Annotated in this window: 11 protein-coding genes and 1 pseudogene; all 12 read right to left on the bottom strand. The window is 37.4% G+C overall.

Annotation, left to right across the window (positions count from 1 at the left end):
* Positions 1 to 2: 2 nt before the first annotated feature.
* Positions 3 to 677 (bottom strand): phospholipase D-like domain-containing protein, encoded by a 675-nt coding sequence (locus G0Q07_RS09460; protein ID WP_163345867.1) that lies wholly within the window; start codon positions 675 to 677, stop codon positions 3 to 5.
* 151 nt (positions 678 to 828) lie between these two features.
* A complete protein-coding gene (gene prmA / locus G0Q07_RS09465; protein ID WP_163345868.1) occupies positions 829 to 1671 on the bottom strand; it encodes a 50S ribosomal protein L11 methyltransferase in 843 nt (280 codons plus the stop codon).
* A gap of 71 nt (positions 1672 to 1742) precedes the next feature.
* The gene (locus G0Q07_RS09470; RefSeq protein ID WP_163345869.1) at positions 1743 to 2900 is read right to left on the bottom strand and encodes a DUF4857 domain-containing protein; all 1158 of its coding nucleotides are present in this window, start codon (positions 2898 to 2900) and stop codon (positions 1743 to 1745) included.
* Between the two features lie 79 nt (positions 2901 to 2979).
* The gene (locus tag G0Q07_RS09475) at positions 2980 to 3654 is read right to left on the bottom strand and encodes a hypothetical protein (RefSeq protein ID WP_163345870.1); all 675 of its coding nucleotides are present in this window, start codon (positions 3652 to 3654) and stop codon (positions 2980 to 2982) included.
* Positions 3655 to 3658: 4 nt separating this feature from the next.
* The gene (locus tag G0Q07_RS09480) at positions 3659 to 4543 is read right to left on the bottom strand and encodes an ABC transporter ATP-binding protein (protein WP_163345871.1); all 885 of its coding nucleotides are present in this window, start codon (positions 4541 to 4543) and stop codon (positions 3659 to 3661) included.
* Between the two features lie 17 nt (positions 4544 to 4560).
* Positions 4561 to 6131, bottom strand: a pseudogene (locus tag G0Q07_RS21265) (DUF6850 family outer membrane beta-barrel protein).
* Positions 6132 to 6195: 64 nt separating this feature from the next.
* The gene (locus G0Q07_RS09495) at positions 6196 to 7416 is read right to left on the bottom strand and encodes a DUF4876 domain-containing protein (RefSeq protein ID WP_163345874.1); all 1221 of its coding nucleotides are present in this window, start codon (positions 7414 to 7416) and stop codon (positions 6196 to 6198) included.
* Positions 7417 to 7444: 28 nt separating this feature from the next.
* Positions 7445 to 7669, bottom strand: a complete 225-nt coding sequence (locus G0Q07_RS09500) for a hypothetical protein (protein WP_163345875.1) — start codon at positions 7667 to 7669, stop codon at positions 7445 to 7447.
* Positions 7663 to 10308: a TonB-dependent receptor gene (locus G0Q07_RS09505; RefSeq protein ID WP_163345876.1), complete on the bottom strand. Its 2646-nt coding sequence runs from the start codon at positions 10306 to 10308 to the stop codon at positions 7663 to 7665. The genes G0Q07_RS09500 and G0Q07_RS09505 overlap by 7 nt, the downstream gene beginning before the upstream one ends.
* 248 nt (positions 10309 to 10556) lie before the next feature.
* A complete protein-coding gene (locus G0Q07_RS09510; RefSeq protein ID WP_163345877.1) occupies positions 10557 to 10991 on the bottom strand; it encodes a hypothetical protein in 435 nt (144 codons plus the stop codon).
* A 202-nt stretch (positions 10992 to 11193) separates the two neighbouring features.
* On the bottom strand, positions 11194 to 11952 hold the full coding sequence (gene tpiA / locus G0Q07_RS09515) for a triose-phosphate isomerase (protein ID WP_163345878.1): 759 nt from the start codon (positions 11950 to 11952) through the stop codon (positions 11194 to 11196).
* A 139-nt stretch (positions 11953 to 12091) separates the two neighbouring features.
* Positions 12092 to 13222, bottom strand: coding sequence for a BT_3928 family protein (locus G0Q07_RS09520; protein ID WP_163345879.1), 1131 nt, complete (start codon positions 13220 to 13222; stop codon positions 12092 to 12094).
* Positions 13223 to 13224 lie beyond the last annotated feature (2 nt).

Here is a 13224-nt window from a genome sequence, read left to right on the forward strand (position 1 = left end):
GATTATTTTAGTTTTGGCAGCTCAAATAACTCCGTCCAAAGCCGGTTAAATTCTTCATTGTACTGTTTAACAATCTCAAATTTTGTAGTAGCTACCAGGTTTTCCTGGTTGTGTTTGGTGGCAGTATAGGTCCAGTTAAAACTGCCGGTTATAGCAATCTGCTTATCGATAATACCAAATTTATTGTGCATGTGATAATGCGAATGATCGGTTTTTACAGGAATACCAGCCAGTGCCAATATTAAAATCTCTGAGCCGTAATCTGCAATTTTTTCATCGTCGGTAATGATGCGTACTTTCACTCCACGATTATGGCAGGAAATTATTCTTTTTGCGAGTTCGTTATCGGTAATAGTAAATATGCATAAGTCGACTGTTTCTGTTGCGTGATCGAGCAACTGTTTAATTTCGTTTTTAATCTGGTGGCCCGGACTGAAAAATACGTGGTTAAAGTGAAAGGCATGCTGGTTAATGAGTGTAATACAAGTTTCCAGCCAGGAAATAACATGCTTATGCCCGGATGCTTCCAACTGTTTTCCCTTTTTAATCAGCAGGCTTTTTAATGCTTCTCTGTCGCGCCGGTTAAGTTTTTTTAGTCGGCCGGTAATGGAGCCGGGCACCTCTTTTTCATTCAGCGAATCGCAACGCTTAACGAAGTAATTAAAAAGGTCTTGCATGGTTTTTAAAGTTAAGGTAATAGTTTAAGGTAAAAGTACAAAGTTAACTGTTGCAATATTCAATCTCATTCAATCATAATTAGGAGCTACAAGTCATATTCCTTCCTTTGCCATTATTTCAAAATCTCACCGTCTCAGCGCTCAATTTTTATCAATCCGGTTTCACAAATGTATGTGCCACCCAATTATTCTTCTCCATAAATCCGGCATTGGTCAGTCCCAGCTCTTCGGCTTTTACAACTATATCCTGAATGTCCTCGGTGTAAAACCCACTCATTATCAGTGTCCCTCGTTTTTTTAATACTGAATAATAAGTTGGCATGTCGTTCAGCAAAACATTTTTATGAATGTTGGCAAAAATCAGGTCGTATTTTTCTTCTCCGAGCAGGCTGGCATCACCCAGTTTTGCATTAATATTTGTGATCTTATTCAGCGCTGCATTTTCTTGTGTCCCCTCGTACGACCACTTGTCAATGTCGATGGCAGTAATTTGTTCGGCACCTTTCATCGATGCAAGAATACTGAGAATTCCTGTTCCGCAGCCCATATCGAGGATTGTTTTTCCTTTGAGATCATTTTGTAAAATCGACTCAATTATGGTGGCGGTTGTTTCATGGTTACCCGTGCCAAAGGCCATGTTTGGCTCAATAATAATTTCGTATTTTGTCTCGGGGTATTCAGTGTGAAACGGAGCTCTGATCAAACATTCGCCACCGATTACCAGCGGTTTGAAATAGTTTTTTTCCCATTCTTTATTCCAGTTTTGGTCAGCAATGAATTCCGATTCTACTACGAAAGAAAAATTATCTGAAAAAGTTTCAAGAACGGTGCTTAAGCTTTCTTCTGAATAGCTGTCCGAGGGAATAAAAGCTTCAAATCCGGTTTGAGTTTCAATAAAACTATCAAAACCAACTTCCGCTAGTTGAGCATTTAAAACGTCGCGTAACCACTCCTGGAAAGGAGTAATTTGTATGCTTATTTTTAGGTAATCCATTGGTACGGTATTTCGCGCGAAGGTATAAAAAAACGGCCACGGGAGAGTTGCTGACTGCACAACTCATTTTTTTAATCAATAAATTTATTTGGAAATACGTTTACGGCGATAAAACCAAAAATTCCGCATATCCCAATTAGAAGTAAATCAATAAGCTGGGTTTTTATTTTTTTCTTTCGTTTTCTGATAATCAGGAATTGAGTAATGATGAGTAAAAAGCAAATTATTAGCCAACTAAAAGATTTATTTGTGCTGACAAAGAAATTTATATAACCTGAGTTGCTGTCGGTCATTTTAAGTTGAGCAGGGAAAAGCAATTGTGCAATTTGACCCTCGGTTCGCTCAGTTTTTGTTTGCCAGGTTTCTGAATATTCGTCAACTTTTTTATAGTCTCTGTTCAGTACCTGAGTTCTGATAAAACCGTCGCCAATGGTTGTTACATTAAAATTAAAATAATCGCCGTAAATTCTGACTTCATATTTATCCGGATTAATATTATCTGCATCAAATCTCTCCAGCAGATAATCGTATTGTGTTAGCACAAACAACTGGTTATTTTCGGTAAATAGATAAGCATAATAGAGCTTGTCGCTAAAATCGACACTCTGGATGGTTTTTAATTTCATCCCTTCCGGTAGTTCAACTTGGCGAACAAAAGGTAAACCCTTTTGCATTTTAATATGGAAAAGCTGGTCGGCTGAATCGATAACAAAATAACCTTCGTCGCACGATTTACGAGTGGTTGGAATTCCGTTTATTGATTTTGCCGGAAACTGAAAACCACGTTTATAAAGTACTGCCGAGAACATCCGGCTTTTTTCCTCATGTATTTTATTTGTTTTGGCATCAATAAACTCCATGCGCCAGGTAATGCGAAAAAAATCGTCGGGCATATTGAGGTTTGCACGGCCCGATTGCGATTCAAACAAAGGAAATAGTTTGGGTTTTGGGGCATGAATTTCTTCCGGTTTTACCCTGAATGAAGACCGAAAAGTGCTGGCATGTTGAATATTGATTTTTAGGCCATTTACGGAATCAGGCATTGATCCATTCATAACCAGCTGTTGCGTATACATTAGTGGTAATTTCTTTTCATACACGTCACGTGACAATACTTTTCCCTCCGAGTTTGACCATTTTGATTCTTCGCCCGAACGAAAGATCATAAAATCATGATCAATGCAGCTATATTGAATAAACGGGGGTCTGACGGGTTTTTCAAATGCCATCCAATACAGTTTTGGCAGCACAATTGACAAACCTACAATGGCTAAAAAAACTAAAATATATCTGCTGATTTTTACCATATTACATTTCTCCTTTTCTGAACCGGTATCCCGAAAACAACAATACAAATGATAAAAGAACAGCGAAGACAATTAACAGCGGCAGGGCGGGGTAATAAGCTCCTGTTGTGGCGGTTTGAAGATAAATGGGGACGAAAGTTGCAGCCACTAACAGGTATAGAAAACGATATTTCCATACCGGCTCCAAAACGATTAAAGCGGTGAAAAAATAAACTACAAATCCACACAAAAACCAGGGCGCCACAGAAATTAACGAAGCTTGAATGATCTCAGCAGGAAAATAAGCCAAACTCAGTGCGGCAAACAGCAGAACGATAACTGTACCAATCGCGAACAGGCAAAATGCACCGAACAGGATCATAATCAGCAGCACTTTGTTTTCATTAACAGGTAAATGAAATGTGAGCTTAATTCGTTTGTTAACGGTCTCCGGAAAATATTGGGCTAAGGCAATTGCCAGCCCTCCGGCAACAGGTACAAATTTGAACAAACTGTAGGCAAAGAATTGATGCCCTTGGAAAAGGATGCTATACCAATAGTTTGCTGTTTCGTTAAACACAAAATCGTGCTGAACTTTTAGAAATATATTTCCAACGACTAAAACGCCGAGTGCTGCATAAATAGTTGTAACCCATCTGATTTTTAGCCATTCTTTATATATAATCGATTTCCACATTTTGCTAATATTTTCCGGTTAATCCAATAAATGCATCTTCCAGTCCCATTTCAATTTTTTGAAAGTTTTTGTGCGCAATCCCATTGTTTTTCAAGAAGTTCAGAATCCTATCTTCCGATTCGTAAGTGTAGAGTTCAATTTTATTATTTACTTTCTCAATATTACTTACAAAGTCTTCTCCCGAAAGATCGATAGACGGATTTTCAAGCTCCAGGTAAAACTGTTTAAATTCCTGCATAAACGAATTTACATTGCGTTGCGCCAACACTGTGTTAAAATCCATAATTAGCAGATCATCGATCAGGCGTTCCATATCCTGGATAATATGTGAAGTGGTGAAAATGGTTTTGTTTTTAGCTTTGGCATATTCGCGTAAGTAATCGATAAACAAACGGCGGTACCCGGGATCGAGGCCCATCGAAAAATCGTCGAGGATAAGCAAATCGGGATCTTGTGCCAAAATAAGCCCAAGCGCTACTTGCGAACGCTGCCCACACGACATGGTAGATATTTTTTGCTTTGGCGAAACCTGAAGTTTCGACATTAATTGCCAGTAGGGTTCGTTATCCCATTTAGGGTAGAATTTCGAGTAAAATTTCTCGATCTGATGGATGTTCATAAATGCATATTGAACGTGTCCTTCAATAAGAAAACCTATTCGGGCTTTGTTCTCCGGCGAAAGATGTTGTGTGTTCTCGCCATAAATCAGGCATTCGCCACTTTGCGGCTGCAAAAATCCATTTAGGATATTAATAGTGGTTGTTTTTCCGGTGCCATTTTTCCCCAGCAGCCCCAATATACTTCCACTCTGAACGTTAAAATTCAGGTTTTCGTAAACCAGCTTTTTGCCGTAATAGTGGGTTAGGTTTTTACATTCAATTGCGTTCATCTTATTCTGATTAGCAGTTACTGGAACATAAATCCAAGTTTTATAGTTAAAATTCCATTTTCTTCATTCGAATGCGATACTTGCTGATATTGGTATACAATTCGTAAAAAAAGTTCGTCAATATTTTCCGATTTTGACAATTTGTAACCCCAATTTACCTGGGTAGCAATATTGAAATAATCGGCTGTATCGATTTCAAAATCGCGGATATAAAGTTGTTTGTTTTGTCGACGGGTAATTGTTTCGTCGTTTGAAAGATTAAGCTCCTGATCAAAAGTGTAACGATATTTCAGTCTAATCTCAGGGGCAAAACGAAATTTCCCAAAGTAAAAGTTCTTTTCAAAATTTACTCCCAGTTCAATATTTGAATAGTTGGCATTAAAAATCTCAGGAATGTAATAATACTTTTCGGTGTTTAACTTTAAACGAGAGAATACCGAACTTTCCCAGTTTATTTGTTCGTAGTCGTAAAGTTTTAAATAGTTAAATCTCACGCAGGTGTTAAATCTCTTCTGATTAAGTTTTAGGTTTTTTGATAAGGTAATGTATTCAGTAGAATTATCATCATTTAAAATAGCATCTTGTATATATTCAATTCCGTCTGCATTAAAAAACGATGTGTTAAAGGTAATTTTTTGAATCGTATTATTGGTCTGTTTGGTAAGCTGTTGATTTAGTTCAACTTCAAAAGTTTTCCAATCGCCGGCATCTTCTTTTTTAATTGTATTTGATCCGTCCTCCGTTGTTTCCTTGCCGTATGTTCCTCTAATTTCTGTTAACGACCGAAATCCGAGTAATTTAGTGTCATACTGTGCTCCCGCTGATAAACTGTTATGATTGTAAAATCGCGATTTTGATTGTCCTGTTTCTGAAGTAAAAAATCCCATTCCTTTAAACATAAAATATGTAGGATCAGGATCATCTAATACTACTTGTTTATAATCAATATCTTCTTTTCGATTTCGGTAAGCCAGATCTATACCAAGATTACTGTTTGAAATAGGTATAATAATTGATGGACGCAGTGAAAAATCGGAAACGAGTGTGCGAGGGCGCGGATCTTTTTGTTTTGCACTTTTTCCAATGTGGTAATCAGCTATTAATCCAACCGAAAGTTTATTGCTAAGTTTTGTTGCAATACCCCCGAAAGCTGAAAACTTTCTTTGTGAATGTTAGCACCAGGAATCGAATCTCCGATAATATATGGATTTTCTCTGTAGGGATTAAAAAGCCCGGTATATAAATTCCCCGTTTCATCACTGTTTTGGTACGCAAATTTTCCATAATAATGAATTTTATTTACTACCAGGTAACTTTCGGAATAAAGTGAGTAGTTTTCCAAATGTGTCGCCTCCCGCACCTTTCGGAAATCTCCATCTGACAATTTATATTCCCCGAAAACTTCACCAATGTTTTCGTTGGAGTTAAAAGTTAAGCCAGCCAAATTTCCACTGTTAAGCCAATGGTTTTTTAGTTTGAAAAGTTTTAATGAATTGAATGTACTATCCTTTGGTGTGTTATTTGCCAAAATCCTTTCTGTAGTAAAAAAGGATAAAGTCAGAATAAAAACAATCTTAAGTTTAGTCATCTCAAGCAAAACATTTATAGTACCCACCTTTTGTAATGGCAGGCGATTTCTATTGTTTCTGAGTTTATTCTTCTAAACTTGTAGGATGTATTCCTGGAGTTGGAACTAAATCATGCAAAAAATCCTCTGAAGAATTATTGGTGTCTTTATAAATTACGCGGCTACCTATAATCATTTTTGCTTTACGTCGAACGGATAATGATGAATAAGTGCCCGCCTCTATATAGGTATAACCTGCATCCAACTCAACAGGAAGACGCTTATAAATATCATCTCTGTCAACACGAGCACATTCAACAGCATCAATAACAAATTCTCTGTCAATCATGAGGTACTCAGTAGACGAAGAACTTCCTGGTTTTGTCATAAAATTACCGGTATCAGAAACGTAGCTTTCCCAATCATTATTAGGGAGTCGGAAAAGAACTTCTGCAGGGCCGAAAACTGAAGTCGACCAATCGTGCATGGCAGTATTCGTTGTATATATCATAGTGAGGTTTGGTACTGCAGAAGCATCCAAATCTTTGCCTGAAGATTCAACATAAGTCTCCCAATTGGCATCTCCAAGATTAACAGGTGAATTTGGATTTCCATTTTCATCGGTTCGATGATCGATACCATCAAGAGCAATTACAAAACTTTCACCAGGGAAAACAGGGTATTCGGTGCCATCACCCGGTACTATCCATGTATGAAAAGTTAAAGGTATTCTATCAAGTAATTCATCATTGTCGTCAACCCAGCTGGTAAGTGTTGAGGTTGAGGTTTGGGCATGGACTGCAATGCATAATCCATCAGCATATAGCGTATCTCCCGAGTTGTTATATATTTCATGAAACTGATCGGAGTAATAAAATTTATCTTCAGGTGTTCTTGAACCGGAATAATAGATTTCTTTAAATATGAACCCACCGGTATTATCTACCAAAATCAAATTCATTGCTATATCCGATTCTGCCATTAAAGAATAGTTAGATATTATTCCGTTAAAAATGTATTCCTCCCCATCGGTGCCAATAACAGAAAAGCTTGCTGTAAAATTATAATTTCCTTCAACCAGTTCAAAAATGGCGTTACCATCAGAAGTTGCTGTTACTGAAGTGGTTCTTGTGTTATTTGTGTTGGTAGCTGTAACAGTAACATTCTCTGGGAAATCTGCTACAGTAAATCCTTCAGGGTAACCTACCTTTACCGTAGTTATATAGCTGGGAGTAACATCATCTTTGCAGTTTGTTAGCAATAAACACATTAACAAGGATATGGTTATAAGTACAAATTTTCTCATGATATAAATTATAAATCGGTTTAAATATTTACAAACTAAATGTTAGGTTTGCTCCGAAGTAGGCAATTTGGTTTAATCTGGCATAGGTGCCGCTTCGTTTCACTTTATATAATGGCCGGTGATTAAACAGGTTGTATGCAAAAAACGACAACTTCGCAAATTTTCCAAATTCCTTGGTTAATTTTAAATTGAGTTGCCAGGTTATCGGATACGATTCCTCGTCATAAAAATCATCATCTTGCTTTTCTACCATAGTTGAGTAGGGGCTTCATACGAATACTTATCCTGCCATTTGTGGTAATCCATATCCATGTCATAAAAACCTACCGGATCCACATAAATGATTTCCCCAGCAGAAAATTGGCCGTATAGCTTTTCGTTTTTCTCGCCTCTGGTATAGGCAGCAGGTGTTCCGGATTCGTTTTCCCAAAAATTTTCAAACTTATTCATCCAAATTGTTTGAAGGTTGAGTGAAAAAATCATTTTGAGTTTAGGAATATGGGTGATGGTTTGGATGTTGGAATTTAAACGTTGCGTAATAATGCCAGAGTTTCCCGGCAAAACAGAAAGATATGGATAATAGTCTCCCTGGTACGATGAAGTTATCCTTTCCAAAAACGGTACAGCATGCCTGGATCTTTTTATGTGATAATAAGCACCGTCAACCATCAACTCTGTTTTTATCGGATTTATACGACCAAAGTTAATAACATATTCAATTCCTTTCTTGTCGACGCTATAGTTATTTATCGGTGACTTGTATCTTTCGAATTCATTTTCCTGCCCATAAGGCAATATTCGGATGTCTCCATTCTCCTCGTAGGTAATTTCTCCGTTATCAAAAACCGGTAAGAATCCCTTTCCCAAATCATCCCATTTTCGGTAATTTATTGAAAAGTATTGGTATTCCCAGCTGTAGCCATTTCTGATTCTCTCGCTAAATCCGGTAACAATAAATTTTATGCCTTTAATGTTGAAGTCGGCTCCCAATTCATATTTTTTATTTGACATTGGTTTTAAGCTCGGATTGCTGGTGTCTTCAATAACTTCTGTTGTTGAAACAATTAATTCCGGTGAGTAATTAAAACTCAGTTTGTCAATATAAGCGGCATCCGGATACATGTGCAACATAGTAGGTGTTTTTGATGTTTTTCCGAAGCCACCTCGGAGTGTAAGGTTGCGAAGTATTCTTTTTGTGTCGTTATCTGTTATTTTGTAGGCGACATTTATTCTTGGTTCCAGAGCGTTAAATCCATTGGTAGAGAAGATCCCTTTTGGAAGGAAATTGTTGTAGCGTATCCCTATTTGAGCTTCCAGGTTGTTAGTGCCAATTGGCAGGTTTATTCTATCTTCGGCAAAAAGAGCCAGTTTTTTGCTTGCCGGAATATCTTTAAATGCACGGGGCCGGGTTTCAATTGCATTTCTTGGCGGCCGGGTTAGGTCGTACAGCCTGCCTTCTCCATTATTGCCTGAAACCCGCCAGTCAAAACCATACAATACTTTGTGGCTCATTTTTCCAATTTTCCATCTTGAATCGAGTTTAATTGTTGCAAAATAATTGTAAGGTTTACCATCAACGTTTAGTTCGGAATAATAACTCGATGGTAAAATATTTACAGCATATTCTCCTGCTAAGTAGCTTGTTGGGATGGGAGTAGCAGAAGTGGTATTTAATGTATAGTTGTAAAAGTTCTGCTGTTTAAAGCTACCCGATAAGTTATAAGATAAGTTGCCAAGCCACCATTTTTGAAGCGACCATTTTCCGTAAATTTTCAAATCTAAACCAGATTCTCTTTCGCGCTGACGTTCCAGTTTTCGCTGGTCCGGATCTTTCTTTTCGTCATCAAGTGTGCGAAAATAATTTCCCTTAAAATTTATACTTAAGGGATTATGTTTCTTAAAAAGGGTATTTGAGTAGCCAAATTGTCCGTTTATTCTTTTATAAATACTTGCAGGTTCTCTCAAATCATCATATGAATGGGTATAGTCAAATTCAATATTTACAGCTCCTTTGTTTTCACCTTCAAGCAAAAATCCTTTGGAAATTGCGACTTGTTTAATTTTTGGGTCGGTTTTCACTTTTCCTTTAAGAGGCGTTTTTCCTGATTTTGTTTTTATCAGCACTACACCAGTTGTTAAATCGCCGTATTGTACTGATGGAATTCCCCGGATAACTTCTACGGATTCGATAAAATCCGTTGATATTTGACGAATATCTATTCCGCCTCCAGCTGTGGAATATGCATTTGATTGACCTTGTGTGGTTGTATTTACTGATTGCATATTTGCATCATTGTCCATTGGTGTTCCATCAATAATAATTGCAGTTCCTAAAGCATCATTGGAATTAGCTGGTCTGGTTCTGTCTTCTCCCGAGTAGGTGTTTATATCCCTGATTGTTATTTGATTGGCCTTTGACAAATCGGGATTTAAAGAAATCTGGCCGGGAGCCAACTGCATAATATCGGAAAGACTTGTAGGCTGTGAATGTTCAATCGCAACATTCTCGATGGTTGAAGATGAACTTAAACTGGTATTCTCCCGGGCTACAACAGTTATTTCATTCAATCCGAGAGAGCTAACCTCCATAGATATATTGTAGCTCGCAATATTTCGTTTAATTTCAACTGGTTTCTCGTACCTTTCGTAACCTAAGCACGAAGCTTGTATCGTATATATTCCTTCTGGAATATCATCAAAATTAAACTCACCATTTAAATCCGATGTTGTCCATCGATTTAGCTCCAATAATTGTATGGCAACTAAACCTATTTGGTCTTTGGTTTCGATGTGCTCAACCACTCCGGAAAAATTATAAGTATTTTGAGCAAACAGATATAAAGGTAGTGTTGTAATTACCAGGGAAATTATATGCTTTAAAAATTGGTTCATATGTTCACTCGAAAACGACTCTTTTACTCTGTTCTTTTAATACCACTTCATTATTGTTTTAATTGTGGAATTTCCTGTTTTTGCAATAAAATTTTAAATATAGTCAATATTTGAGGTCAACGATTTGTTTACGTACAATTTGAGAATATACGTCTTCTAAAAAGAATTGTAGAAAGATGATGAGGTAATTGTAAGGTTAAATTTATTTACTGAGAAAAAGCAGGGAGATTTTCAAATTAAAACAGGGTTTAGTTATCCTGTTGGTAAATATTCATCTTTTCAAGTGCCTCAATTGCTTCATCGATCGAAAGATAAAGGTCACCTTCTTTTTCGTCCCATACCTGGCCTTTGTTTATTCCTCTTAAACTGCAATCTATTGTTTCATTCAGAATTACCGTTTCAATGGCTTTCATTTTTACCGAATTTTCGTCTATTTGAACCACTTTGGCTTTAACGGGTTTCCCTTTCACCGGTTTATCATTTTTAGTTACCTGAATAACCAAACCATAGCAAATTCTCCCTTCTTCTACCCACACCGGAATCTTTGCTTTTAAGGAATCGCTCATTTCTACTTTTTTCTCACTGTAGGTGTATGAGGCTATTTCTTCCGATTTTTTTGAAGAATCACAACTGATAATGCCTATTGAGGTTAACAGACCAACAAATAATACCAGTTTTTTCATGCAATAAAAAAGTTTGACCCAAAAGAATAATGCAATGTTCTTTCTTATAATACCCCGGCCTTAGCAGATGTTTCTTAAGAACAGAGGTAAATGTAGCAAATATCATCGAAACATGGCTTGGGAGTGGTTTATTGTTAACGAAAAAAGCCATTTCCTAACTGAGGAGGAAATGGCTTTTCAATATTTTTTAATGGCTTATAACCTAGAATCCGTTGATGATTCCAATAAAGTCTTCAGCTTTTAATGAAGCACCACCAATTAAACCACCGTCAACATCTTTGTTGGCGAATAATTCTTTTGCGTTGCTTGGTTTACAGCTACCACCGTAAAGAATCGAAGTTCCTTCAGCAACTTCCTCGCCAAATTTGGCCGTAATTGCAGCGCGAATATTAGCGTGCATATCCTGAGCCTGGTCAGAACTTGCAGTAACACCTGTGCCAATTGCCCAGATTGGCTCGTAAGCAATAACGATTTTCTTGAAATCGTCGGCTGACAGTTGGAAAACTGTTTCTTCCAATTGGTTTACAACATATTCGTTGTGTGTGCCTGCTTCGCGAATATCCAAAGCTTCACCACAGCAATAAATCGGAGTTAATCCGTTTTCTAACGTAAGGGCTACTTTTTTATTAAGAATTTCACTTGTTTCACCGTAGTATTCACGACGCTCAGAGTGACCTAAAATAACATATTCGGCACCGGTTGATTTTACCATTTCAGCAGAAACTTCACCTGTGTAAGCTCCTTTGGCTTCAGCAGCACAGTTTTGAGCTGATACACCAATTCTGTCAGTATTAACTGTTTCAACTACTTTTGTAATGTGTGTAAATGGTGTTCCCAATACAACAACTACATCGTTAGCACCTTCGCTCGCTACAATGGCGTCAACAGCTTTTGCCAACTCAACACCTTCTTGCAAGGTGGTGTTACATTTCCAGTTTCCTGCAACTATTTTTTGTCTCATATTATTGAATTTTAGTTTATTAGATTTTCAAAAATCGATCACAAATTTAACCGAATTAATTGATTCGCGGGCTATTGAAAATAATGCTTAAATACAATTAACTATTTGTTTACGGAATTTAAAGCAGTAAGCACGGGTTTTATTCGTTTATAAACTCGCTTTCAATTTCTTGCGGAGTTGGAATATCATTGTAATGCCATTTTCCCAGAATCGTTCCGTCTTTCATTACAATCAAGCCCGGGTTGGAACGAATCATTGTTTTTAAGGTAATTTCGTCAGCATTAAAGAATTCGTAAGGAGCCTGATTTTTTTCAGCAAATTGCATCGCTTCGTCTTGCAAAGTTGAGGTAAGGCAAATAAACGAATACCCCTGATCCATTGCCCAATGCGCCAATGCATTTATTTTGTCCTGCGATTTAGTGCTGGTTTTATGCAGATCGTAGGCCACCAATATAAAAACATAATTCTCGTCGTAAATAAAAAAGTCTTTTATATCATCTCCTTCGGGCGATTCAATTATAAAATTATGAATTGGTGGTTCATAGCCCTCCTGCACCAAGTTTGATTCCATGTCGTGATATTCCCAGTTTACAGTGTCTTGCCACGGGTAGTTGTCTTCGGTGAATTCTTTCACCTCGCCGCTGTTTTTGTTTTTATAGTAGAATATATTCTCATAGATTTCCTGTGGTGCATCATCGGGGATACTCATTGCTTCAGGAATATTGGTACCCACTTTATAAGGTCTGAAATCAAAAATTGGTAGATGATTGTACGAATAGAAAACAATACCAAAATAAACGATAAAAACACCAATACTCATAATGGCCGGTACTTTGCTTTTTACTTTGTCGGCAAACCAGTTGCGGTTAGCTACAACAATAATGGCCAGCACAATAAATACCAGGTTTTTATAAAATGTTTCCCAGTTTGAAATTACCAGTGCATCGCCAAAACAGCCGCAGTCGGTTACCGGGTTTTTTAGTGCGATCCAAAGGGTAAGCGGCGTAAAAAAGACCATAAATGCCAGCCCCAGCCACGAAAATAGGCGCATCCGCCAGTTAAATAAAAAGGCTACACCAATGGCAAACTCGGCAAAAGCCAGGAGAACGCCCAGCGGAAAAGCTGCCCAAAGCATCCAATCCAGACCCATGGCATTAAAGTAGTCGGTAAATTTGTAGGCCGAACCCCAGGGATCAATTCCCTTTACAAATCCAGAAAAAATAAAAACAATACCAAAAAGAATTCGGGCGAGCTGTTTTACAATATTCATAG

Origin of the sequence: Draconibacterium halophilum (assembly GCF_010448835.1) — a bacterium.
GTDB lineage: Bacteria > Bacteroidota > Bacteroidia > Bacteroidales > Prolixibacteraceae > Draconibacterium > Draconibacterium halophilum.

Coding starts and splice junctions, on each gene's coding strand:
- G0Q07_RS09505 (WP_163345876.1), bottom strand. CDS start 10,308: ATGAACCAATTTTTAAAGCATATAATTTCCCTGGTAATTACAACACTA.
- G0Q07_RS09475 (WP_163345870.1), bottom strand. CDS start 3,654: ATGTGGAAATCGATTATATATAAAGAATGGCTAAAAATCAGATGGGTT.
- prmA (WP_163345868.1), bottom strand. CDS start 1,671: ATGGATTACCTAAAAATAAGCATACAAATTACTCCTTTCCAGGAGTGG.
- tpiA (WP_163345878.1), bottom strand. CDS start 11,952: ATGAGACAAAAAATAGTTGCAGGAAACTGGAAATGTAACACCACCTTG.
- G0Q07_RS09510 (WP_163345877.1), bottom strand. CDS start 10,991: ATGAAAAAACTGGTATTATTTGTTGGTCTGTTAACCTCAATAGGCATT.
- G0Q07_RS09500 (WP_163345875.1), bottom strand. CDS start 7,669: ATGGTAGAAAAGCAAGATGATGATTTTTATGACGAGGAATCGTATCCG.
- G0Q07_RS09520 (WP_163345879.1), bottom strand. CDS start 13,222: ATGAATATTGTAAAACAGCTCGCCCGAATTCTTTTTGGTATTGTTTTT.
- G0Q07_RS09460 (WP_163345867.1), bottom strand. CDS start 677: ATGCAAGACCTTTTTAATTACTTCGTTAAGCGTTGCGATTCGCTGAAT.
- G0Q07_RS09470 (WP_163345869.1), bottom strand. CDS start 2,900: ATGGCATTTGAAAAACCCGTCAGACCCCCGTTTATTCAATATAGCTGC.
- G0Q07_RS09495 (WP_163345874.1), bottom strand. CDS start 7,416: ATGAGAAAATTTGTACTTATAACCATATCCTTGTTAATGTGTTTATTG.
- G0Q07_RS09480 (WP_163345871.1), bottom strand. CDS start 4,543: ATGAACGCAATTGAATGTAAAAACCTAACCCACTATTACGGCAAAAAG.